15 protein-coding genes are annotated in these 21,594 nt (G+C 63.8%); 12 read left to right on the top strand and 3 right to left on the bottom strand.

The window, feature by feature from the left end:
* Positions 1–13 precede the first annotated feature (13 nt).
* The 7 genes from ACWCOO_RS08670 to ACWCOO_RS08640 all read left to right on the top strand — a co-directional run bounded on the left by ACWCOO_RS08670 (position 14) and on the right by ACWCOO_RS08640 (position 10,109).
* Positions 14–1,525: an NADH-quinone oxidoreductase subunit M gene (locus tag ACWCOO_RS08670; RefSeq protein WP_446830590.1), complete on the top strand. Its 1,512-nt coding sequence runs from the start codon at positions 14–16 to the stop codon at positions 1,523–1,525.
* The gene (locus tag ACWCOO_RS08665; RefSeq protein ID WP_446830589.1) at positions 1,522–2,928 is read left to right on the top strand and encodes an NADH-quinone oxidoreductase subunit N; all 1,407 of its coding nucleotides are present in this window, start codon (positions 1,522–1,524) and stop codon (positions 2,926–2,928) included. The genes ACWCOO_RS08670 and ACWCOO_RS08665 overlap by 4 nt, the downstream gene beginning before the upstream one ends.
* Before the next feature lie 96 nt (positions 2,929–3,024).
* Positions 3,025–4,389 carry an SLC13 family permease gene (locus ACWCOO_RS08660; RefSeq protein ID WP_446830588.1) on the top strand — a complete coding sequence of 455 codons (1,365 nt, stop codon included), beginning with the start codon at positions 3,025–3,027 and terminating at the stop codon, positions 4,387–4,389.
* Between the two features lie 12 nt (positions 4,390–4,401).
* A complete protein-coding gene (locus tag ACWCOO_RS08655) occupies positions 4,402–6,384 on the top strand; it encodes an ATP-binding cassette domain-containing protein (protein WP_446830587.1) in 1,983 nt (660 codons plus the stop codon).
* Between the two features lie 15 nt (positions 6,385–6,399).
* Positions 6,400–6,810 (top strand): formylglycine-generating enzyme family protein, encoded by a 411-nt coding sequence (locus ACWCOO_RS08650; RefSeq protein ID WP_446830586.1) that lies wholly within the window; start codon positions 6,400–6,402, stop codon positions 6,808–6,810.
* Positions 6,811–6,849: 39 nt separating this feature from the next.
* Entirely contained in the window at positions 6,850–8,043 is a 1,194-nt protein-coding gene (locus ACWCOO_RS08645) for an efflux RND transporter periplasmic adaptor subunit (RefSeq protein ID WP_446830585.1), read from the top strand.
* A 59-nt stretch (positions 8,044–8,102) separates the two neighbouring features.
* Positions 8,103–10,109 (top strand): ATP-binding cassette domain-containing protein, encoded by a 2,007-nt coding sequence (locus ACWCOO_RS08640; RefSeq protein ID WP_446830584.1) that lies wholly within the window; start codon positions 8,103–8,105, stop codon positions 10,107–10,109.
* Positions 10,110–10,186: 77 nt separating this feature from the next.
* Here ACWCOO_RS08640 and ACWCOO_RS08635 read toward each other — a convergent pair whose 3' ends face one another.
* Positions 10,187–10,651, bottom strand: coding sequence for a YybH family protein (locus tag ACWCOO_RS08635; protein ID WP_446830583.1), 465 nt, complete (start codon positions 10,649–10,651; stop codon positions 10,187–10,189).
* A 171-nt stretch (positions 10,652–10,822) separates the two neighbouring features.
* On the opposite strand from ACWCOO_RS08635, the gene ACWCOO_RS08630 reads away from it, so the two are divergent.
* The 5 genes from ACWCOO_RS08630 to ACWCOO_RS08610 all read left to right on the top strand — a co-directional run bounded on the left by ACWCOO_RS08630 (position 10,823) and on the right by ACWCOO_RS08610 (position 18,829).
* Positions 10,823–11,788, top strand: a complete 966-nt coding sequence (locus ACWCOO_RS08630) for a flavin reductase (RefSeq protein ID WP_446830582.1) — start codon at positions 10,823–10,825, stop codon at positions 11,786–11,788.
* 8 nt (positions 11,789–11,796) lie between these two features.
* A complete protein-coding gene (locus tag ACWCOO_RS08625) occupies positions 11,797–13,275 on the top strand; it encodes a sodium:solute symporter family protein (RefSeq protein ID WP_446830581.1) in 1,479 nt (492 codons plus the stop codon).
* A gap of 117 nt (positions 13,276–13,392) precedes the next feature.
* Entirely contained in the window at positions 13,393–14,553 is a 1,161-nt protein-coding gene (locus ACWCOO_RS08620) for a cyclase family protein (protein WP_446830580.1), read from the top strand.
* Positions 14,554–14,638: 85 nt separating this feature from the next.
* A complete protein-coding gene (gene recQ, locus ACWCOO_RS08615) occupies positions 14,639–16,501 on the top strand; it encodes a DNA helicase RecQ (protein WP_446830579.1) in 1,863 nt (620 codons plus the stop codon).
* 84 nt (positions 16,502–16,585) lie between these two features.
* Complete coding sequence (locus ACWCOO_RS08610) at positions 16,586–18,829, top strand: protein-disulfide reductase DsbD family protein (protein ID WP_446830578.1); 2,244 nt, start codon at positions 16,586–16,588, stop codon at positions 18,827–18,829.
* 30 nt (positions 18,830–18,859) lie between these two features.
* Here the strand turns inward: ACWCOO_RS08610 and ACWCOO_RS08605 are convergent, their stop codons facing one another.
* On the bottom strand, positions 18,860–20,125 hold the full coding sequence (locus ACWCOO_RS08605) for a redoxin domain-containing protein (protein WP_446830577.1): 1,266 nt from the start codon (positions 20,123–20,125) through the stop codon (positions 18,860–18,862).
* 309 nt (positions 20,126–20,434) lie between these two features.
* Entirely contained in the window at positions 20,435–21,265 is an 831-nt protein-coding gene (locus tag ACWCOO_RS08600; protein WP_446830576.1) for a delta-class carbonic anhydrase, read from the bottom strand.
* Positions 21,266–21,594: the final 329 nt, after the last annotated feature.

Here is a 21,594-nt window from a genome sequence, read left to right as displayed (position 1 = left end):
GGCGCAACGCGCGATGCCCGAGTTCGGTTTACTGAGTTGGATCATCTGGCTGCCGGTGCTTGCCGGCGCAGTGATTGCCCTGTTGAGCCGCAAGGCGGCGCAGGCGCGCTGGGCCGCCTTGTCTGTTTCACTGCTGCAGTGGATTCCGGGCACGATGCTCTGGATGGCGTTTACGCCGGGGGGCGATTTCCAATTCGTTGAACGCCACAGTTGGATCGAGCGGTTCAACGTCGAGTACTACCTTGGGGTGGACGGTATCGCCGTGGCGCTGATCCTGCTGACCTTGCTGCTAACGCCGGCTGCCGTGGTTGCCGGCTGGCGCGCCATAGACCGCCGCACCGGCCTCTATTACGGGGCCCTGCTGATTCAGCAGGGCCTGATGCTGGGCGTGTTCTGCGCGCTGGACAGTCTGCTTTTCTACGTGTTCTGGGAATTCATGCTGGCGCCCATGTTCCTGATTATCGGAATATGGGGCGGCGAGCGCCGCATATACGCCACCGTCAAGTTCTTCCTGTTCACATTTCTGGGCTCGGTGTTCATGCTGGTGGCCTTGATCTACCTGGCACTGAAATCGGGCAGTTACGCGATTCCCGATTTGCATGAGTTTCCGTTGGCGCTGGGGCCGCAGCAATGGCTGTTCTTCGCGTTCCTGGCCGCGTTCGCGGTAAAGGTACCGATGTGGCCGGTGCATACCTGGCTGCCCGACGCGCACGTGGAGGCGCCCACCGGCGGTTCGGTAATACTGGCGGCGATTCTGCTCAAGATGGGCGGTTTCGGCATGCTGCGCTTCAGTTTGCCGGTCACCCCTGATGCCGCCGCACAGTTTGCACCGCTGGTAGTGGGCCTTTCGCTGGTCGCGATTATCTATATCGCGGTGGTGGCGCTGGCGCAGCGCGACCTCAAGAAGCTGATTGCGTATTCGTCCGTGGCCCACATGGGTTTCGTGACCCTCGGTATGTTCATTCCTCTCGCCTGGGTCAGCGTGGGCGATGCGCAGCTGCTGACCCTGGGCATGGGCGGCGGCATGGTGCAGATGGTTTCGCACGGCTTCATATCGGCGGCGCTCTTCATCTGTGTCGGCGTGCTCTACGATCGCGTGCATACGCGCCGCATCGGCGATTTCGGCGGGGTCGCCAACACCATGCCGGTTTTTGCGGTGCTGCTGGTGCTGTTTGCACTCGCCAACGCCGGTCTTCCCGGCACCTCCGGCTTCGTCGGGGAATTCCTTGTCATCCTTGCTGCCTTCCGCGCCGAGCCCCTGGTAGCTCTGGGCGCCGGTTCGATTCTGGTCCTGGGCGCGGCCTACAGCCTCTATATGATCAAGCGTGTGGTGTTCGGTGACGTGGCCAACGAAAGGGTCGCGGCGCTCAAGGACCTCGACCTGCGGGAATCGATAGCGCTGGGCGGGCTGGCGCTGTTCGTGGTGGCGCTCGGTCTGTATCCCGATCCGCTGGTGGAACTCATGGAGCCGTCCCTTGATGCGCTTGCCCGCCACGTGCTGGCCGGCAAGGCGGGTGCCACATGACCGGCTTGGCGTCCTGGGCGCCGCTTTATGCCGAGCTTGCGCTCGCGGTTCTCCTGCCCGTGATCCTGCTCGTGGACCTGGCCGCCAGCGGCCGCCGCCCGGCGCTCACGCGCAGCGCAAGTCTGGCGAGCTTGGCGCTGGTGGCCTGGGCCGGCGTGGCGGCGCCCAACGGAGAGATGTTCGAAGGTTCGTTCGTGATGGACGACCTGGCCCGGGTGCTGAAGTTGGCCGGGACGCTGCTTGCCGCGGTTGCCTTCATCTACACGCCGCGCGACCTGAAGAGTGCAGACGCCTTGCGTGGCGAGTACTACGTCCTGGGCCTGTTCGCGCTGCTGGGCGTGTTCGTAACCGCCTCGGCGGGCAGCTTGCTGACGCTGTACCTCGGCCTTGAACTTCTGGCGCTGGCGCTCTATGTGCTGGTGGCGCTGCAGCGCGACTCGGCGCGGGCGGCGGAGGCGGCGATGAAATACTTCGTGCTGGGGGCAATCGGTTCCGGCGCAATGCTCTACGGCATTTCTCTTCTCTACGGCATTTCGGGTTCGCTGCTGCTTGCAGAAGTTGCCGCCCAAGGTCCGGCGAACGCGGCTTCGTATGTGGCGGCTGCGCTGGTGCTTGCCGGCGTGGCCTTCAAGCTCGGCGCCGTTCCCTTTCATCAATGGGTGCCGGATGCCTACCAGGGGCCGCCACTGGGCGTGGCGGTGGTTCTGGCTACCGTGCCCAAGCTGGCCTATTTCGCGCTGATTGTGCGGCTGCTGGTTGGCGGGATGCCGGCTGCGCAGGAGCAATGGAATCCGCTGTTGATAGGGATGGCCGTGGCCTCGCTGGGCATAGGCAGCATTGTTGCCCTGGCGCAGACCCAGGCTGCCCGGCTGTTCGCCTGGGCGGCGATTGCGCATGTGGGCTTTATGCTTCTCGGCGTGGCAGCGGGCAGCGCCGAGGGACTGAGCGCCGCGCTCTTCTATACGCTGATATACGTGCTCATGACTGCTGGCGCGTTCGGAGTGGTTATCGCTCTGGAGCGGCAGAACGCTTCGCTCGACAGTCTGCGCGGTCTCTACCACCGGCATCCCGGCCTCGCGCTGGCGATGCTGCTGATCATGCTGAGCATGATCGGAATTCCGCCGCTGGCCGGCTTTCTGGCCAAGTGGCAGATTCTTGTAGCGCTGGTCGATCAAGGAATGACGGCGCTGGCCGTGTTGGCGGTGGTGTTCGCGGTGGTTGCGGCCTATTACTACCTTCGCATCGTGCGGCTGATGTTCATGGAGCCGCCCGAAGAGGAAGGCGGCCTGACCCCGGGCTGGCCAGCCGGTTTGCTGCTGGGCGCCAACGGGATTGCCTTGCTGGTTCTGGGAATCTGGCCCAACTACCTGCTTGACTTATGCCGCGCCGCTTTCGCGGGGTAGCCCCGGCGAAGGCACAGACACGGCGGCGGGTGAAATGGGCGCGATGATCCTGCACGCAAGCGCGCCCGGCAGTCGCGGTTTCGGCAGAGCTTGCGCGTGCTGAAGTCCGTAATGCGGATTGCCGGGCCGGTGGCCGCTCTGGCGGTGGGTCTGGTGATGCACGACGCCGGTAGCGCGGTGGCTTGGACAGTGGCGGTAACCACGCTCTGCGCTCTCTGGTGGATTACCGAAGCCGTGCCTATTCCGGTAACCGCGTTGATTCCGATTGCGCTGCTGCCTCTGGTCGGGGCGATTCCGCCCGAGCAGGCCGCGCGGGCCGTAGGCGATCCGCTCATACTGCTGTTGATGGGCGGGTTCATGCTGTCCACAGCCATGGAGAAAAGCGGTGTACACCGCCGCATCGCGCTGGGCATGATCAACTTGTTCGGAGCGGGCAACGGCCGGCGGCTGGTGTTCGGCTTCATGGCCGCCGCCGCGCTGCTGAGCATGTGGATTTCCAACACCGCCACCACGCTGATGCTGCTGCCCATCGCGCTGGCGGTGATTCAGGCTTGCGACGACAAGCGTCTGGCGCTGCCTCTGCTGCTGGGCATGTGCTACGCCGCCAGCATCGGCGGCACCGGCACCCCGGTTGGCACCCCGCCCAACCTGATATTCATGCGCGTTTATCAGGACAGCACCGGAGTGGAACTGGGCTTTACGCAGTGGATGTCATGGGCTTTGCCGATCGTGCTGCTGATGCTGCCTGTGGTCGGGTACTGGCTCACGCGCGGCCTGGTGCTGCGCTCGCCGGTCTACTTGCCGGCCACGGGCGCCTGGCGTAAGGAAGAAATCCGCACGCTGGCGGTGTTCGGGATTACCGCACTGCTTTGGGTAACCCGGCGGGAACCGTTCGGCGGCTGGTCGGGGGCTCTGGATCTGCCCCAGGCAAACGACGGCAGCGTGGCGCTGCTGGCGGTGGCGGCAATGTTCCTGGTTCCGAACGGATCGGGCGAGCGGTTGCTGGACTGGAAAACGGCCGGCAGCATTCCCTGGGGCATACTGCTGCTGTTTTCCGGTGGCATCTGCCTCGCCGGCGCTTTCGCCAGCACCGGTCTCAGCGCAAGCCTGGGCGAGGCGCTCTCTTCCTACGCCGGCTGGCCGCCCTGGCTGTTGCTGCTGCTGATTTGCCTGGCGGTTACCTTCCTTACCGAAGTAACCAGCAATACCGCCACCACTTCGCTGCTCATGCCGATTCTGGCCGCCGCCGCCATTGCCGCCGGCGTCGAACCCCGGTTGATAATGGTTCCCGCCGCGATCAGCGCCAGCTTTGCCTTCATGCTGCCGGTCGCTACCGGCCCCAATGCCGTGGTGTTCGGTTCCGGGCGTCTGAGCGTTCCCGAGATGGCCCGCGAAGGCCTGATCCTGAATTTCCTGGGCGCACTGATAATATCGACCCTTGCCTACTGGCTGCTGAGTTGACCTATTTCTTGAATGAGCGATAGCGCCCCGCTGATCCACCTGGAGGATGTGAGCCGCGTCTTCGGCGGTGGCGAAGGCGGCGCTTCGGTGGTGGCTCTGCGCGGCATTTCCCTGCGCATTGGCGAAGGCGAATTCGTATGCATAACCGGGCCTTCCGGTTCGGGCAAGTCCACTCTGATGAACATCCTCGGCTGTCTGGACCAGCCAAGCGGCGGCTCTTACCGTCTGGCAGACCGTGAGGTCGGCAGGCTGGGCGCCGATGCCCTGGCCTGGCTGCGGCGGCGGATGTTCGGCTTCGTGTTTCAGAGCTATAACCTGCTGGAATCGGTCACGGCGCAGGAAAACGTAGAGTTGCCGGGCCGCTACGCCCGGTTGTCCGCGGAGTCTCGCAGGACCCGTGCGCAAGAGTTGTTGGGCGGGATGGGCCTATTGGAGCGAGCCGATCACTTGCCGGGTGAGCTTTCGGGCGGCGAACAGCAGCGCGTAGCAATTGCGCGCGCCCTGATGAACGGCGGGCGGGTGATTTTGGCGGACGAACCGACCGGCGCTCTGGACCGGACTAACGGCGAGGAGGTGCTGAGCGCCTTGGAGGCGCTGGCGGCGCAGGGCCACACCGTCGTGATCATCTCGCACGACCGTGAGATTGCTGCCCGCGCGCGCCGGTGCATTGAGTTGCGCGACGGGCGCGTGGTGGCCGATACGGGCCGTGACTCCGGTTTGGCGCAAGGCGTGGGCGAGGCGCCGCAGGCACGTAGGCAAGGCATGGGCGGCACTGCGGCCGAAGCGATGCGCGCCGGCCTTCTTACGTTGCGCTCCGGTCTTCGCCCGGGCTCCCGCCTGCGCGCCTTCCTGCCCATGATCTGCGTGTTGATCGGCGTGATGCTGAGCACAGCCGCGTTGTTCGTCGGCGAGGGGGTGTATCGCGAATTGACGGGGGATATAAACATGATGGGGCTGGATTCAATGAGTGTATCCGGCATGGGAAATTCACTTACGGAAGGCGCGTTGACACTGGAGGACGCCGCGGCCATAGAGCGCGATATCCCGAACGTGCGCGCTGTTACCGCCATGTTCGTGACGGGGCCGGCCGTTGTTCGCCACCAAGACAAAGCCATGGAAGTGCAGGTATGGGCCTATGTGGACACGGGCAGCAAGGGTGGGCGCAGCACGTTGGGATACCGCATGGGAGAGGGAGATTTCGTGACCCTCGAAGAGGACCGCAATCTCGACCGTGTGATCGTCATCGGGTCGAATGTGCGCAAGGAACTGTTTGCGCCGGAGACCGATCCGATCGGGCAGTTCATTCAGTTGGACAACGTGCCGTTTCAGGTCAAGGGAGTGCTGAAGCGCCGAGCGACAGACCGTACGTTCTTTGATCCCAAGGAACAGGAGCGTATCAACGAGATTGTTTATCCTCCCCCCTCGACAGCGTTGGCGCTCCTATACCCGCAAGAGCAGATTGGACGCCTTGATGTGACCGTTCGCGACGTCGATCAAATTCACGACACTGCCGACGCCATAAGAGACTTGGGGATCAAGCGTTATGGTGCGGAGGCTTACGGCGTGAACTACGCGGCGGACTTTGTGGCGCGAGGCCTCCAGTTGCAAAACCAAGTCAGGCTTGCTCTGGGTTCCATTGCTGGCGTGGCGCTGCTGGCGGGCAATGCGAGCGTGATTGCGATCATGCTGATGGCTGTTCGCGCGCGCCGCCGCGAGATTGGTCTACGGATGGCGGTGGGCGCTCGGCGCGGCGACATACTGCGGCAGTTCTTCAGCGAGGCGCTGGTCTTGACCGTGGTGGGCGCTTTGATGGGTATGCTGGTCGCCGGCGCTTCGATTCTCGCGCTGCGCTTCTTCAACATTCCCACAAGCGTTGCATGGTGGCACTTCGCGCTCCCGTTTGCCTGCGCGGTAGTCGTGGCCATTCCGTTTGCGGTCATTCCTGCACACCGCGCGTCCCGCCTGAATCCGGTGGCGGCCCTGTCCGAGTCCTGACGGCGGAATACATAGATGAGACTGATCTCGGTTTTTGGTCTCGTTTTGGGCGCGCTTGGCAACGATGATGCCGGCTGCGGGGGGCGCCAGTTATCCGGTTCGGATCATGGCAACGTGGCGGTTATTTCAGGCCAGCAAGCTGGTGGAGAAGAGCAGAAAGCCGACGGGCACGGCTTGCATGACATGCACGGCAATGCAACCAAATGGGTGCAGGATTGCTGGAACGAGAGCTACGAGGTCGCACCCGAAAACGGTAGTGCTTGGGAAACGGGCGCTTGTTCCCGGAGGATTGTGCGGGGCTGCTCCTATGGTGATCATCCACCCTGCCTGCGCTCTGCCTCCCGTGCAGGGATTGCCAAGACAGGCCGGTCGCCGGTTTTTAGCTTTCGCGTGGCGCGGGCGCTGGCGCCGTCCACGCCGGAATAGCGCGCTAGCACGCTAGCAGCGCAGAGTACACTTTCCGGCATGAGCATTGGTGAGGAGCTCGACCGGGTATTGGCCGACGCCGAACCGCAGCCTGCCTGGTGGAGGCGGCGCTGGATTTGGATATTCGCTGCAATTGTTGTTGCTGCTGGCGGCTATGTCTTGCTTTCGGGAGGCGGAGAGTCGTCCTCCGGCGAGTCGTCCGCGGTTGTGACGACCACCGTGATCTACCGCAGCATTGGCGATACCGTGGCGGCCAGCGGCAAGTTGTTGCCTGTGCAGGTCGTGGATGTGGGTGCGCAGGTGTCGGGTCAGATGCAACGCCTGCACGTTCAAGCGGGCGATCCGGTATCGAAAGGCGATGTGGTGGCGGAGATCGACGCAACGATTCAGGCCAGCGTGGTGGCGGCGGAGCGCTCGCGGTTGGAAGCGTTGCAGGCTCGGTTGCCGTCCGTGGAGTCTCGTATTGCCTTGGCGGAAGCTGGCTTGGCCCGGGAGCGGCGGTTGATGGAGTCTCAAGCGACCTACCAGGTGGCGCTGGATCAAGCGGAAAATACACTGATCACGGCGCGCTCCAACTTTATCGAACTTCAGTCCGAAATCGAATCGCAAAAGGCGTTGGTTGCTACCGAGCAGGCCAAGCTGAGCTACAGCACGATAGAGGCGCCGGCCTCGGGCGTGGTGGTTGCAGTGCATGTCACGGAAGGTCAGACGCTGAATGCCTCGCAGGTCGCTCCGGTGATTCTTCAGATTGCCGATCTATCGCGTATGGTCGTGGAGGCGCAGGTGGCCGAGGCGAATATTGGCAAGCTGGCGGTAGGCGCCGGCGTGTCGTTCACGACGCTGGGCGGCGGCGCGCGGCGTTGGCGCGGGGTGCTGCAGCGGATCATTCCGAGCGCGTCCGAGAACTCGAATGTCGTGAGCTATACGGCGATCTTCGAGGTGGACAATGCCGATGGCGCATTGCTGCCCGGCATGACCGCGCAGGTGTTCTTCGAGTTGTCCCGGCCACGCGAGGTCTTGACCGTTCCCGTGGACATGCTGGGCGAATTCGGCGAGACCGCGCCGGGCGGCGGCAGGACCGCGCAAATCGCCTTGGTGAACAATGCCGGCGGCATGGAGTTGCGCCGGGTCGTAGTGGGCGAGATCGGCGCCACCTATGCGGAAGTGCTGGAGGGTCTTGAGGAAGGCGATCGAGTGGCTTCGCAGGCGGCGTTAGTAGAAGCGGCCGAATAAGGTTGTCGAGCTGCCAGCCTCGCGGTCCGCCATCGCTACCGGGACGCCGCGCGGGCTGAATGGCGGCTAGCGTGATGGGTTCCGTTCCGCCGCTGATCGAGCTTGAGGGCGTGGGCCGGCGCTACGTAAAAAAGGGCGTGCCCGTCGTTGCTCTGCGCGATGTGTCGCTGCGCTTCGAGCCGGGCGAGTTCGTTTGCATAACCGGTCCTTCGGGCGCGGGCAAGTCCACCCTCATGCACATCCTGGGCTGTCTGGACACCCCGGACAGCGGCAGCTACCGGTTTGCGGGACGCGAAGTGCAGGCGTTGAGCGCGGACGCACTGGCCTGGCTGCGACGTCGCGCCTTCGGGTTTGTTTTTCAGAACTATAATCTGCTGGAATCGGTCACTGCCCGCGAGAATGTGGAGTTGCCGGCTGTTTACGCAGGGCTTGCGCCGCAGCCGCGCCGCACCAGAGCCTTGGAACTGCTGGCCAAACTCGGCCTTGGACACCGCCTCGGTCATCGGCCGCCGGCGCTTTCCGGCGGCGAGCAGCAGCGGGTACCCATTGCGCGGGCGCTGATGAACGGCGGCCGCGTGATTCTGGCCGACGAACCCACGGGATCGCTCGATAGTCAGAGCGGCGAGGAGGCGCTAGGCTTGCTGGAAGGACTGGCCGCCGAGGGCCACGCGGTGATTCTGATTTCGCACAATCCCGAGGTGGCCGCCCGCGCGCAGCGCCGCGTGGCGTTGCTGGATGGTCGGGTTGTTGCGGACAGCGGGTCGCCGGTCCGGCTCCAGGGCACCGTAACCGCCGATAAGGGACAAGGCGTGGCGGGCGATGTGGCGACCGGTGTTGCCGCCCGGCTGCTGGCCGGCGCGCGCACCGGCGTTGCCTCGCTGCGCGCCAATTTGCTCGGGCTGCAGCGGGTTCGCGCCGCGCTCACCACGCTCAGCATGTTGCTGGGTGTATGGGCGGTGGTGACCATGCTGAGCATTGCCGAGGGGGTGTACCGCGACACCGTGGCGGGGGCTGGCCGATTGGGCGCCGACCTGATGCAGGTAGTGTCCCGTTCGAGGGATAACGAACGGCAGGCTGTGTTCACGTTGGACGATGCCCGCGCCATTGCCGAGCAAGTGCCCAATGTGGAGCGTGTTTTGCCTGTGTTGGAGCAGCAAAGCCTGACAGTTCGTCACGGCGAAGAGAGCCAGCGAGCTACCGTGCGAGGTTACATCGGGATTGCGGCCGCCGACGCCGGGAGCAATGCGCCGCGCATGGAGCGTGGGCGTTTCATCGCGCCGCACAACAACGCCAATCTCGATCAGGTGGCGGTGATCGGCTGGGGCCTGAAAGACATGCTGTTTTCGGACAATAGGGATCCCGTCGGGCAATACATAATGCTGGGCAATCTCCCCTTTCTGGTGCAGGGCGTTCTGGCAGGGCGCGAAGACTATGCGGACGTGCCGCAATGGCTGGTTCGGGCCAAGGGGCTGGGCGTCGTGGTGCCGTTTCGCGCGGCTGCGGCGCTGCTGTTCGGAACGGAGGAACTCCAGGAATTGGAGATCACGGTGCGCGATCCGCTGCAGATGGAAGCTACCGAGAGCGACGTTCGCGCCTTGATGATACGGCGGCACGGCGGGGAGGGTTTCCGGATTGGTTATTTTGCGGGCCGGGTGGAAAATGTAAGGGAAATCCGCGCGCAATTGTGGCTGGGCCTGGGCGCGATCGGGACTATCGCCTTGTTGGCCGGCGGCCTGGGAGTCATGGCCATCATGCTCATGGCGGTAAGCGAGCGCACTCGCGAAATCGGCATTCGCATGGCTGTTGGCGCGCGGCGGCGGGATATAACGCAGCAATTCATCATTGAGGCTGTGGTGCTGGCGGTAGCGGGCGGTACGCTCGGCCTGTTGATCAGCCTGGCCAGCAACCCCGCGCTGCAGTCTTTCGGTATCCCCACGGCCTTTTCGCCCTGGATTGTGCTGGCCGCATTGCTCTGCTCGGTGGGCACCGGGCTGGTGTTCGGAATTGCGCCGGCGCGCCGGGCGTCCCGCCTCGATCCCGTGGCGGCTCTGGCCGCGCGCGGTTGAGGCGTGTTCTCGGCGCAACGCGGATTTCTGTCACGGGCTGCTGGATAGAGCGCGTCCCCGCGGGCGCGCAAGTTGGTTCAGCGAAAGTCCTGGTCCACCGAGTTCTCGTAGAGCTTGCGCATGTAGAGGATCGGCGCCAGCGGCGCCTCGACGTAGCGGCAAATGCGCCAGCCTTCCGGCAGCTTGCGGAACAGCGCCACGGCCCGGTTGTCGGCGCCGACCGGCTTGTCGTAGCCTTCGGCAACAGCGTCCCAGTGAAACTGGTAGGACACCCAGGCCAGATTGTCGGCAACGGGGATTGCCTGCAGGTCCCAGATGCGCATTTTGAGGCGTGGAATCATCGCCATGGTCTTGTCCCAGTAGGCCCGGATCGCATCCCAATCCCGCAACGGCTGCTCCACTTCCTCGGGCAGGTAGAAGGGGTTCGGGTCGGAGGTGTCCCACAAGTCGGCCATGGCGCCGAGATCCATGCGATTCCAGTTTTGCCGTAGCTGGCGCAAAACGGCGGCTATGTCTTCCTGAAGTTGTTCGTGCGCATTCATGCCGACATTATGCCCGCCACGAACATGCGGAGCAGCGCTTCGATCGATCCGCATGTTCCGGGCGGTCGAGATGCGCGGGATAGAATGGCCAGCGCATTTGGATGCGAAAAAGGGCATTGCCGTGGCGGCGAGAACAGGGGCTCAAGCGATAACGGCGGCCGGGAACGGCTAGTGTCGAAGGGCGGCCAGGACAGCGCAGAGCGCAGCGGCTTCCGTGCGGCGTTGGGGCAGTTCGCCACTGGCGTGACGGTGGTAACGACGCGGGGCGAAAACGGCGAGCGCATCGGCTTGACGGCCAACAGCTTCAATTCGGCTTCGCTCGACCCTCCTATGGTGCTCTGGAGCCTGAAAAACGATTCCGCCAATTTCGGGGTGTTTGCAAAGGCCAGCTACTTTGCGGTGAACGTGCTGGCCGCCGACCAGGTCGAAGTGTCGCAGCAATTCTCGCGCTTCGTGGAAGATCGGTTTGCTGGGTTGGAATGCAGCGATGGGATCGGCGGGGCGCCGTTGATAGCCGGCTGTGCGGCGATCTTCCAATGCCGCAGCGTGCATCGCTACAGCGGTGGGGATCACGCTATTTTCGTCGGCGAGGTGCTAGATTTCGAGGTCAACGACCGCACCCCGCTGGTCTTTCATCGCGGCGATTACACCGTCACTCTGCCGCGCAGCGAACAGAATGCTGACGACGGGGAAATTGCCGGCGGCTATGTCGATGACTTCCTGCTGCCGCTGCTGGCGCGGGCCTACCGGCTGTTCGGCCTGCCGTTCTACGAGCACCTCAACGCACAAGGCATTCCGCGCGACGAGTGGCGTGTGCTTGCCACGCTCAGCGATCAGAATTGCACGCGCGACGAGCTGGGCTGGATTATCCGCATGCGGGACGACATCCTGGACGCGACGATTACCTCATTGCGCAGGCAGGGAATGATTGCGGACGCGCAACCCCGTCGGGATGGCCGGGCGCCCCGGCTGGTATGCACGCCAAAGGGCAGCCGGCGCGTCATCGAGTTGCTGGCAGTGGCCAAGGCGCGCGAGGCCGACGTGCTGTCCTATTTACCGGAACTGGAGCAACACGATTTCAAGCACCTGCTGAGGCGCGTCATCTCCCGCCTCGGAGGCGCCGGGCGTCCGCGTTAGGGGCAGGCATGGGTCTAGCGATCTTTATCGGCTATCTCGCGCTGGTCGTGGTGCTCGGCTTGCTGGCGTCGCGGGGCCAGCGGGACAGCGCGGATTTCTGGGTGGCGGGCAGGCGTTTCGGCATTCCGGTGCTGGTGCTGGCCAACGTGGCCGCGATCATGCACGGCGGCTCCATTCTGAGCGGAGTGGCGGCCATCGGCAAATTCGGGGGCGTGGCCGCTCTGCCGTTTCTGGCCTTCGCCCTCGGCATTGCAGTGCTGTTTTTCTTTTTCGCCCGCAAGTTGCGGCAATCGGGTGGCTTTACGCTTCCCGACTACCTGGGCGACCGTTACGACAGCCGCGCGCTCAGAGCCTGGGCCGCGATAGTGGTAGCAGTGTCCAGCGTGGTGTACCTGGTGGCCCAGTTGCGGGGAATGGCCTTCATCCTCGAAAGCCTCCTCGACATACCCTTCATCTGGGGACTGGCCTTGGGCGCGATCATTTTCGTGGGCTACGTCGCACTCGGTGGCCTGCTTGCGGTGGTGTGGACCAATATCGCCCAGTTCTTCTTCATGTGGGTCGGGCTGCTGCTGATCGCCCCGGTCCTGGTGCAGGAGGTAGGGGGTTGGACCGCCGTCATGCAGCAAGTGGAGCAGGCGGCGCCGGGCTGGACCAGTTTGCGCGGCGTATCCTGGGGCTGGGGCTACGTCCTTTCCTGGCAGATCATATGGATGCTGGCCTATTGCACGCGCCTGGAGTTGATCACCAAGATGTATGCGGCGCGTGATTCGCGCGTGGCGCGCGTGTCGCTGCCCTGGACCATTCTGATCGTGCTGCTGTTCCTCCTCTACGGCAACTTGTACCTCGGAGCGGCCGCCCGGATAACCGTCTGGGATGGCCTGGCGTCGCCCGATCAGGCTTACGTGGCGCTGGTTTCCACCTACCTCGCGCCGGCGCTGGCGGCGGTGGCGCTGACCGGCATTGCCGCCGCCGCCATGTCCACCACCGATTCGCTGCTGCTGATGGCCGGTTCCGCCTTGGCACACGACCTGGTGCGCCGATGCGTGGATGAGCCTCGCGGCGTGCAGCGCGATGAACGCCGCTATGTGTGGATTTCCCGTCTCTCCATCGTGGCGGTGGGCGCGCTGGCTTTCGTTCTCGCGATACCGGACGTGGCGCTGATTCTGCGCATCGTGTCGTTCGCAGTGGCCATTATCGGGGCGGCGTTCTTTTTCCCGCTTATCGCGGGCATGACCGGAACGCGGGTCAGTGCCCAGGCGGCGCTCGCTTCGTCGGTGGGCGGCGTGTTGGTCACGGTGGCATGGATTGCCGGCACGCTGGCCGGTCAGGGATGGGCGCAGTCGCTGCATCCCGGAATTCCGGGGCTGATCGTGTCCGGCGTACTGATCGGCGTGGTGAGTCGGTTCACGCCGCCTGCTGTCGCAGTGGGCGGCGTGGCGAGGGGAGAACTTGCCGCCTCGGCAAGTTCGGGAGGGCGCAAGTTATGATTCTGGGACTGCCGGTGGCGAGTTTCGTTGTGCAGTTCGTGCTGCCGGCGGTTGTGATTGCCGCGATGTTCGTGGCCAGCTATTGGCGCGGGGGCCGCGCCAAGGGAGAAGATTAGGATGAATGCCTTGCATCGATCTGGATTGCAAACCGAAAGCTCCGCAATCGCGCGGGCGGGCGGGGCCGGAAGCGCTGCCCGTTTTTTCGCCGCCACGGCGGCGGCGGCTTTGCTGACATTGACTTGGGGCTGCGAAGCGCCGCAGGACCAAGTTGAACAGCAGGGCACTCCGCAGGAAGCTATGTTGGCCGCGTCGCTGGAGATCACGCCTACAGGCCCTTGGCCGGAGGGTGATCAGCGCGGCAATGCCAATACCCTGGGTCCGGGAACGTGGATGCGTTGCGCGTCCCACCTGAGCAAGCCCGGCGCAAAGATCTACGAACTGTCGCACGAACGTTCGATGTCCATGCCGCAGTCGCCGTTTTCGCCGCCGCTTGAATACGTGTACCGCCCGACCGTAGGTATTCCGTACACAGCCCACGCATTCAACGGCGAACACCTGACCGGCGGCGAACCGGGCGCCCAGGGCACGCAGATGGATGCGCTGGGACATTTCGCCTGGCTGCCGGAACCGTGGCTGGGCGAGGGCGAATTGCCGGCGGATTCGGCCACCTACTATGGGGGCTACAGTCAGGCGGAGGTCAAGCCGACCCCCGACTCGCCTCTGCTGAAGCTGGGCATCGAGCAAGTGCCGCCGCTGGTCACGAGTGCGCTGCTGCTGGATGCCCGCGCTCACATGGGCGGTGGCGAACCATTGGCGGCGGGGCAGGTCATCACGGCAGCCGACATCGATGCGATGCTGGAGGCCCAGGGGCTGGCCGCGCGCGGGATTCTGCCCGGCGATGTGGTGTACATCTACACCGGCTGGAGCGACAACTGGAACGAGCCTTCCTACTACACCATGGGGCCGGGCCTGGGCTATGACGCAGCGCAGATGTTGGGCGAAAAGAACGTGGTGCTGGTGGCCTTGGACAATCCGTTCACCGACCCCGCCAACGAAGGGCAGTTGATGGGGCAAGCGGGCCCGCCCGAGGGCACGCCCGAGGGCCTGCCGTTTGTAATCCACCACCACAACCTGACCCAATCAGGGGTGCACAACATCCAGAACGCCAATCTGGCCGAGATGGCGGCCGACCAGGTGTGGGAGGCATGCACCATCATCCTGCCGCTGCGTTCGGTGGGCGCTTCCGGGTCCCCCGTGCGCCCTATCGCGATCGGATAGACCGGCGGGCGCCGCGTCGCGCAGCGCCTTTCCGCTTAACAGCAGCCTGAATCAGGCCCATGGACGGCGCCTGCATAATGCCGCAGTGAACGCTGATGAACTGACGCGCGCCCGGGAGTTGCTGCGCACGGTGTTCGGGTTTGCGTCGTTTCGGGATACGCAGGAAGAAGTGATCGGCACACTGCTGCAGGGCGGTGATGCGCTGGTGCTGATGCCCACGGGGGGCGGGAAATCCCTGTGCTACCAGATACCCGCAATGTTGCGGGCCGGCATTGGTCTGGTGGTGTCGCCGCTGATCGCGCTGATGCAGGATCAGGTCACCGCTCTGCGTGCGCACGGCGTCGCCGCGGCGTGCTTGAATTCGTCGCTTTCCCGCGAGGAACAGTGGCAGGTCAAGGGGGCGCTGCGCCGCGGCGAACTCGATCTGCTTTACCTGGCGCCGGAGCGGCTGCTGCACGAGGAAGGCGGCGCCCTGGCGCTGCTCAAGGAAACGGAAATCGGCCTGATCGCGATTGACGAGGCGCACTGTGTTTCGCAGTGGGGGCACGATTTCCGTCCTGAGTACCTGGGTCTGGACGTGCTCAAGGATCATTTTCCCGATGTGCCGCGCGTTGCGCTTACCGCCACTGCCGACGAGGCCACCCGCAAGGAGATACTTGCCCGCCTGCGGCTGGCCGGCGCGCGCCAGTTCATCAGTGGCTTCGACCGCCCAAACATCCGCTACACGGTGCGGATGAAGGGCAGTCCGGGCGCGGACTTGGCAGCCTTCCTGCGCGAACACAAAGGGCAGTCGGGAATCGTCTATTGCCTGTCGCGGCGCAAGGTGGAATCCACGGCGGAAAGGCTCCGAGCGATGGGTTTCGACGCGCTGCCCTATCACGCCGGATTGAGCGCCGCGAGCCGGCGCGCCTGCCAAGCACACTTCCAGGAGGCGGATGGCGTGATCGTAGTGGCCACGATAGCCTTCGGGATGGGCATCGACAAGCCGGACGTGCGTTTCGTGGCGCATTGCGACCTGCCGAAGAGCGTGGAAGCCTACTACCAGGAAACCGGCCGCGCGGGGCGCGACGGCGCGCCCGCCGAGGCCTGGATGAGCTATGGGCTTCAGGATGTCGTGAGGCTGCGCCAGATGGTCGATGACTCGGAGGCCGGCGAAGAACACAAGCGCGTACAGCGCGCGCGTCTGAATGCGCTCGTTGCCTGGTGCGAAATCACGCAGTGCCGACGGTCGGCTCTGCTGGCCTATTTCGGCGAACAGTATCCGGGAGAATGCGGCAATTGCGACATTTGCCTGAATCCGCCCAAGACGTTCGATGGCACCCTGCCGGCTCAGAAGTTCCTCTCCTGCGCCGTGCGTGCCGGACAGCGTTTCGGCGCTGCCCATCTGATCGACGTGCTGCGCGCAAAGGAGACCGACAAGGTGCGGCGGCACGGGCATCAGAGCCTTTCCACCTGGGGGATAGGGACGGATCTCTCGGTTCGTCAGTGGCATGCGGTGGCCCGCCAACTTGTGGCTCTGGGATTCGCCCGCGTCGATGCCGCGCGGCACGGCGCGCTGGTGCTCACGCCGCAGGCCCGGCCGTTGCTGCGCGGCGAGCAATCCGTTCAACTGCGAGAGGAACTGCGCCCTTCGGTAGCCACCGTCCGAGCGAAGTCCGCGCGCCGCGCGCAGCCCGAGGGTCTGGAGCTACGGTCCGAGGACGAGCCCCTGTGGGAGGCGCTGCGGCAATGCCGCAAGGAGTTGGCGGAAGAGGCCGGAGTGCCTCCCTACGTGATCTTTCACGACTCCACGCTGAAGGAACTGGTGCGCCTGCGCCCCGACTCGCCGCAGGCCATGCTGGAAGTGCACGGCGTGGGCCAGGCCAAGCTCGACCGCTATGGCGGCGCGTTTCTCGACGTTATCGCCGGGATATCTGCAGCCGGGCAAACCTCGCCGCCGGACCCATAGCCGAAAAAAATCTGCAGCGTTTCGCGGCTGGCGTGCGCACACTGCGTTATGCTTTGGGGATGATGCCGAGTCGGAACAATGCAAATGCACAGATTTTCCAGCGCGCTTGAGCGCATGCGCCGCGCGGGGAGGCCGCGCCGCTCATTGAAGATAGCAGTGGGGAGCCTGATGGCCATGGCGGCCCTGGCTATTCCGCTGGCGGAAGGGGTTCCTGTAAAGACCGAGCATACGCAGGCCGAGCTGTTGGCCGAGGTGTCGTCGATTCAGCCCGGCCAGCCGTTCACGCTCGGTTTGAATCTCGTGCCCGATCCGGGCTGGCATACCTACTGGATAAATCCGGGCGATGCGGGGAAGCCGGCGCAAATGAAATGGGACGCGCCCGAAGGGCTGGAGTTCAGTGAGATAGCATTTCCGGCTCCGGGCTTCGTGCCGTTCATGGGCATGATGAGCTACGGCTACAACGAACCCACGCTGCTGCTGGTGGATGTTGTTCAGACCGCGCCGGTAGTCGGAGACATGCTGACAATCAAGGCGCGGGCCTCGTGGCTGGTTTGCGACGACAAGGTTTGCATTCCCGAGCGCGCCAACCTGGCGCTCGAAATCCCGGTGGCGGACGAGCTGTACGCACCGGAGGATAGCGAAGACTGGCGCGCAACGGCCTTCGCCGACGCCCGGGCGCTGGTTCCGCAGACGGTCGAATGGCCGGCGGCTTTCCACGAAGATGGCGGCGATGTCGTATTCGAACTGACCACGCCGCTTTCGCTGGAGCGAGCTGCAAGCCTCTACCTGTTCCCCGAAGCGGAGTCCATGATCGATCACACGGCCTCTCAGCAATTCGACATAGAGCGCGATGGCTTGCGCGTAACTGTGCCAGCCGGGCGCAGAGTGGCGCGCTACGAAGATACGGGGCTGGTGCTCTCGGTGGCGATGGACGGCGCGCCGCGTCAAGCCTTCCGTGTGCCGGCGCAGCGTACCGAGGGCGCCACCGATGAAACCTCGGAACCTATTGCCAGCCTGAGTGTGGCCCCCGGCGGAGGCGGAACCTCGGGTTCGGGGGGTGACGGATATGCAGCGGGCGGCGGCGATGCGCGGGCTGCTTCCGATTCGGCTGGCAGCTTTTCGGGGACGGCGTTCTGGCAAGCGATTGCGTTTGCCGTGCTGGGCGGGCTGATTCTCAACCTCATGCCTTGCGTATTGCCGATTCTCAGCCTGAAGGCGCTGGGAGTTGCGCAGATGGCAACCGAAAAACCAGCGGCGGCGCGCAACTCCGGGCTGCAATACCTGGCCGGAGTGCTCGTGAGTTTTCTGATTTTCGCGGCGGTCATCATCGCGTTGCGCCAGGCGGGCGCAATCGTCGGCTGGGCGTTTCATATGCAGAATCCGCTAGTCGTTGCGATCCTGGCGCTGGTGATGGTGGCCGTCGGCTTGAACCTGCTCGGGGTGTTCGAGGTCAATCTCGGCGCCGGCGCCCTGGGCAGCCGGGCCGGCGGCGGCAAGGCCGGTGAGTTCTTTACGGGAGTGTTGGCTGTGCTGGTCGCCACGCCATGCACCGCTCCGTTCATGGCCCCGGCGTTGGGCTATGCCATTGTGCAGCCGCCCGTCGTAACCGTAGGCGTCTTTCTTGCCCTGGGCTTGGGCTTTGCGCTTCCGTATTGCCTGGTTGCTTTCCTGCCCGATGCGCGCCGGCTATTGCCGCGGCCTGGCCCGTGGATGGAGAGTTTTCGCCAAGCGCTGGCCTTTCCCATGCTGGCAACCGCCATATGGCTCTATTGGGTGCTGGGCAATCAGGCCGGCGTCAACGCCCTGACCGTGGCGCTGATATCCGCACTATGCTTGGGGTTGGGTGCGTTTGGATGGAAGCGCGCGGCGGGTCAGGCCATCTCGCGCCCGTGGCGGACCGCAAGCGTTGTTGGGCTTGCTGCTGTGCTGGTCAGCTTATGGGCCATTCCCAGGATCGCGGTTGCACCGGGAGGCGCCAGCCCCATGGCAGGCGAGATTGCCTACTCGGAAGCGGCGCTGGACGATTTGCGCGCCGAGCAAACTGCGGTATTCGCCTATTTCACCGCCGACTGGTGCATTACCTGCAAGGTCAACGAACAGGTTGCACTGAACAGCGACGCGGTGAAAAACTATTTTTCCCGTGAAGGCATACAGGTGATGGTCGGCGATTGGACCAGCGAAGATCCGGAGATCACCGAAGTGCTGCAGCGCCACGGCCGCGCAGGCGTACCGCTTTACCTGTATTTCGCGCCCGGCGAATCCGAAGCCCTGGTTCTTCCCCAGTTGCTGACGCCCAACCTGGTGATCGAGGCGATCGAAGCCGTCTGAAGTGCCGCGCGTGGGCAGTGGGCGGGCCCTCTATTCCGCCCGTGCTTCGAGCGCGCCGAGATGCTCCTCCAGCGCTTCGTCGAGCTTGTGGCCGCGCAGGTCCTTGGCAATGATTTCGCCGGATGCCGCATCGACGAGGAAATTGGCAGGTACGCCGGTTACCCCATAGGTTTCGGTGGCTGCGTGATCAAGGCCCATGCCGGCGTTTATCCAAGGCAGATCTTCTTCTTCGGAAGCGTCCACCCAATCCTCGCGTTCGTCATCAACCGTAAACGAGAAAATCTCGAAACCATGCGGCCCATAGTCTGCATAGGCCTGCTTCATGTGCGGAATTTCCGCGCGGCAGGGACCGCACCAGGAAGCCCAGAATTCCAGCAGCAGGACATCCTTGCCTTCCCGCGCGGCTGATACCGTGACAATCTCGCCATCCAGTGTTTCGGCTTCGAAGTCCTTGATCCCGCTGCCAACCGCGAATGTCGCGGCTCTGGCCCGGCTGGCCGCAAATTGCTCCTCGGCGGCAAGATTCTCCATGACCCAAGGGTCGTCCGGCAGCAACTTCGCCAACTCGCGGGTTGCTTCCGTAACCCACGGTCCGCGCAGCCAAGTGGATTGGAGCGTAAGCTTTCGGGCCAGCGGGTCCACGTGCTGCATCGCCACTGCCTTGCGTCCTTCGCTCTCCAGATTCAGCACCTCATTGAATATCTCGCTCGCTCTGTCCACGCGCGCGCGCCGTTCGTCCTCGGTTTCCCCTTCCACCGCCCCGACGGTTTGGTTGTAGGTTTCCATTACTGCCAAGTAGGTGGGAGAGAGCCTCCAGGAATTGATCACGATGTCGTTGTAGTGCCCCCCTTCCACCACAAATCTTCTGCGGCTGTCCATCGACAGCGTCAGTTCGCCAGGCTCAAGGATGAAGGATTGCCCTTTTATGGGCGCCATTCTCCTGCCGTCCTCGGTGATCGAGTTGAGCACGTAGAAATACACGTTGCGAGGTGCGGATACCTGGCCTTCAAGAAAAAACCTGCCATCGACGATCGGCGCCTCGGCAAGGATATTCAGCCCATCCTTCATGCTGGGCTGGGCGCCGTCTGCGCCGGATGCGGTGGCTGCGGCCATCATGCCCGTGCTCTTGCTGCCGCCGGGCTCCGAAACCCAAACCACGAACTCGCCGTTTGAATAGGCTTCGCTTACATTGCCGGTAATCGTGTAGTGGCCGGACTCCGCGGCTGCGGCCGCTCCGCTTGCACAGAGAGCGGCGATCGCAATCAAGTTGAAGCAACGGGGCGTGCGGGACATCATGGCCTCCCGGGTTGTGAGTTCACTAGATGCATCTTAACCCCAAAGGGTCACTCCAAAACGAATCCGCCGTGTCTCCTCTAACCATTGGTCTGGGTCCGGGCCCCGTCCGTACCGCCCGGCAGCCGTCTCGGATAGTGTTTACCGGCCCTAGTGTGCTGTCCCGCAAATGACTACTAGAATCTGCAGCCCTTTTTCCTCCCTGTCGGCGTTGCTCCTCCTTATGTGGGGCCTACCACACTGCGTCGTCGCGCCTTGCCAGTAAGGAAAAATGCCTCGCATCTCCATAGCACTCATTTGCGGGACAGCACACTAGTCGATGGGGGAGAGCAGCTCCAGGGCGGTGACCAACTGACGCACGCCGTGCGAACGCGATTCGTTGAACACGTTTCCCGCCTCGGCCCAGCGATGAAGCGAGTTGATGTCGAGCTTTGCGCACTGCGGCCGTACGCTCCAGGTGACTTGGGCCGGCGAACACGCGTTCTGGTCGTAGGACGGACCAGTGGTGGAACCCCGAAACAGCACCGGCTCGCCGGTATTCGCAGGAATCATCCTGGCTTGATGCAGGCCATCGACCTGGTTTCCGCCGTAAGCCATATCAGTGAAATCGAGTGCTTCCGGATCATTGACGACAAGAAACACCTGGGCTTCGACGCGCAGCAGGGGGTCGGCGCAGTTTTCCGGAACGCAAGCACCCAGTCCCTCTCCCGGCGTGGCGGGACAACTCGTATGAACCCAGTGCACTTCGATCGTTTCGCCCGGCTCCACTCCCTCGTACGCGCCATCCGCCGGAGCGAGTTCGGCAGCGCTGAGGTCTGACGTCGCATTACAGGCATATCCGCCGTCATCGGCATCGCTCACAAAGACGCTGAAATCCGGACCCTTGTGTTCGGCATTGGTATGGGTGTGAATGTTGCACAGGTTCATTTCGCTGGCCGGCGGCGCCAACGGAAAACTGACCGTGTTCAGACCCTCCCGCACGGTGATGTCGCGTGGAGTCTGCGGCCCCATGTCCAGGCAAAGCGCCTCGCCGGCTTGCACCGGAGCGTTGTTGGCGCCCAAGTCGTCTTCCGGTGCGCTTTCGCGTCCGCAACCCGTCATCAACAAGATGAACGCTACACTCAAACCGCACGTAAATCTCATCTGTGTGGCTCCTGCTGCGAGGTCCGGTCTTTTGCAGCCGCCGACCCCTTCATGTTTACCGCGTGCGCCCAATTGGCCCACCCCCGTCATGCTGGGTTCGTCCCCCGTCGTTACCGAGCCGGAACGACCACCATTGAACACGATACTATGCGAGAGTTGACCCTCGGTCAAAGAGGGTGCCGCGCTCGCCGGGATGAGAACCGGAAAGTTCATTTGTTACAAGTGGGGACATCTCTGAATTGGAGAAAGGAACATTACTCAACATATTCGATGACCGGCGCTACGCGCCAGGGCGGAGCTGTGATAACTTCGCAATCCTGGCTTTACAG

This window comes from Candidatus Foliamicus sp. (genome assembly GCF_965221325.1).
Classification (GTDB): domain Bacteria; phylum Pseudomonadota; class Gammaproteobacteria; order Steroidobacterales; family Foliamicaceae; genus Foliamicus.
Note: the sequence above shows the minus strand (reverse complement) of the source record. Positions and strands in the feature narration are given on the sequence as shown.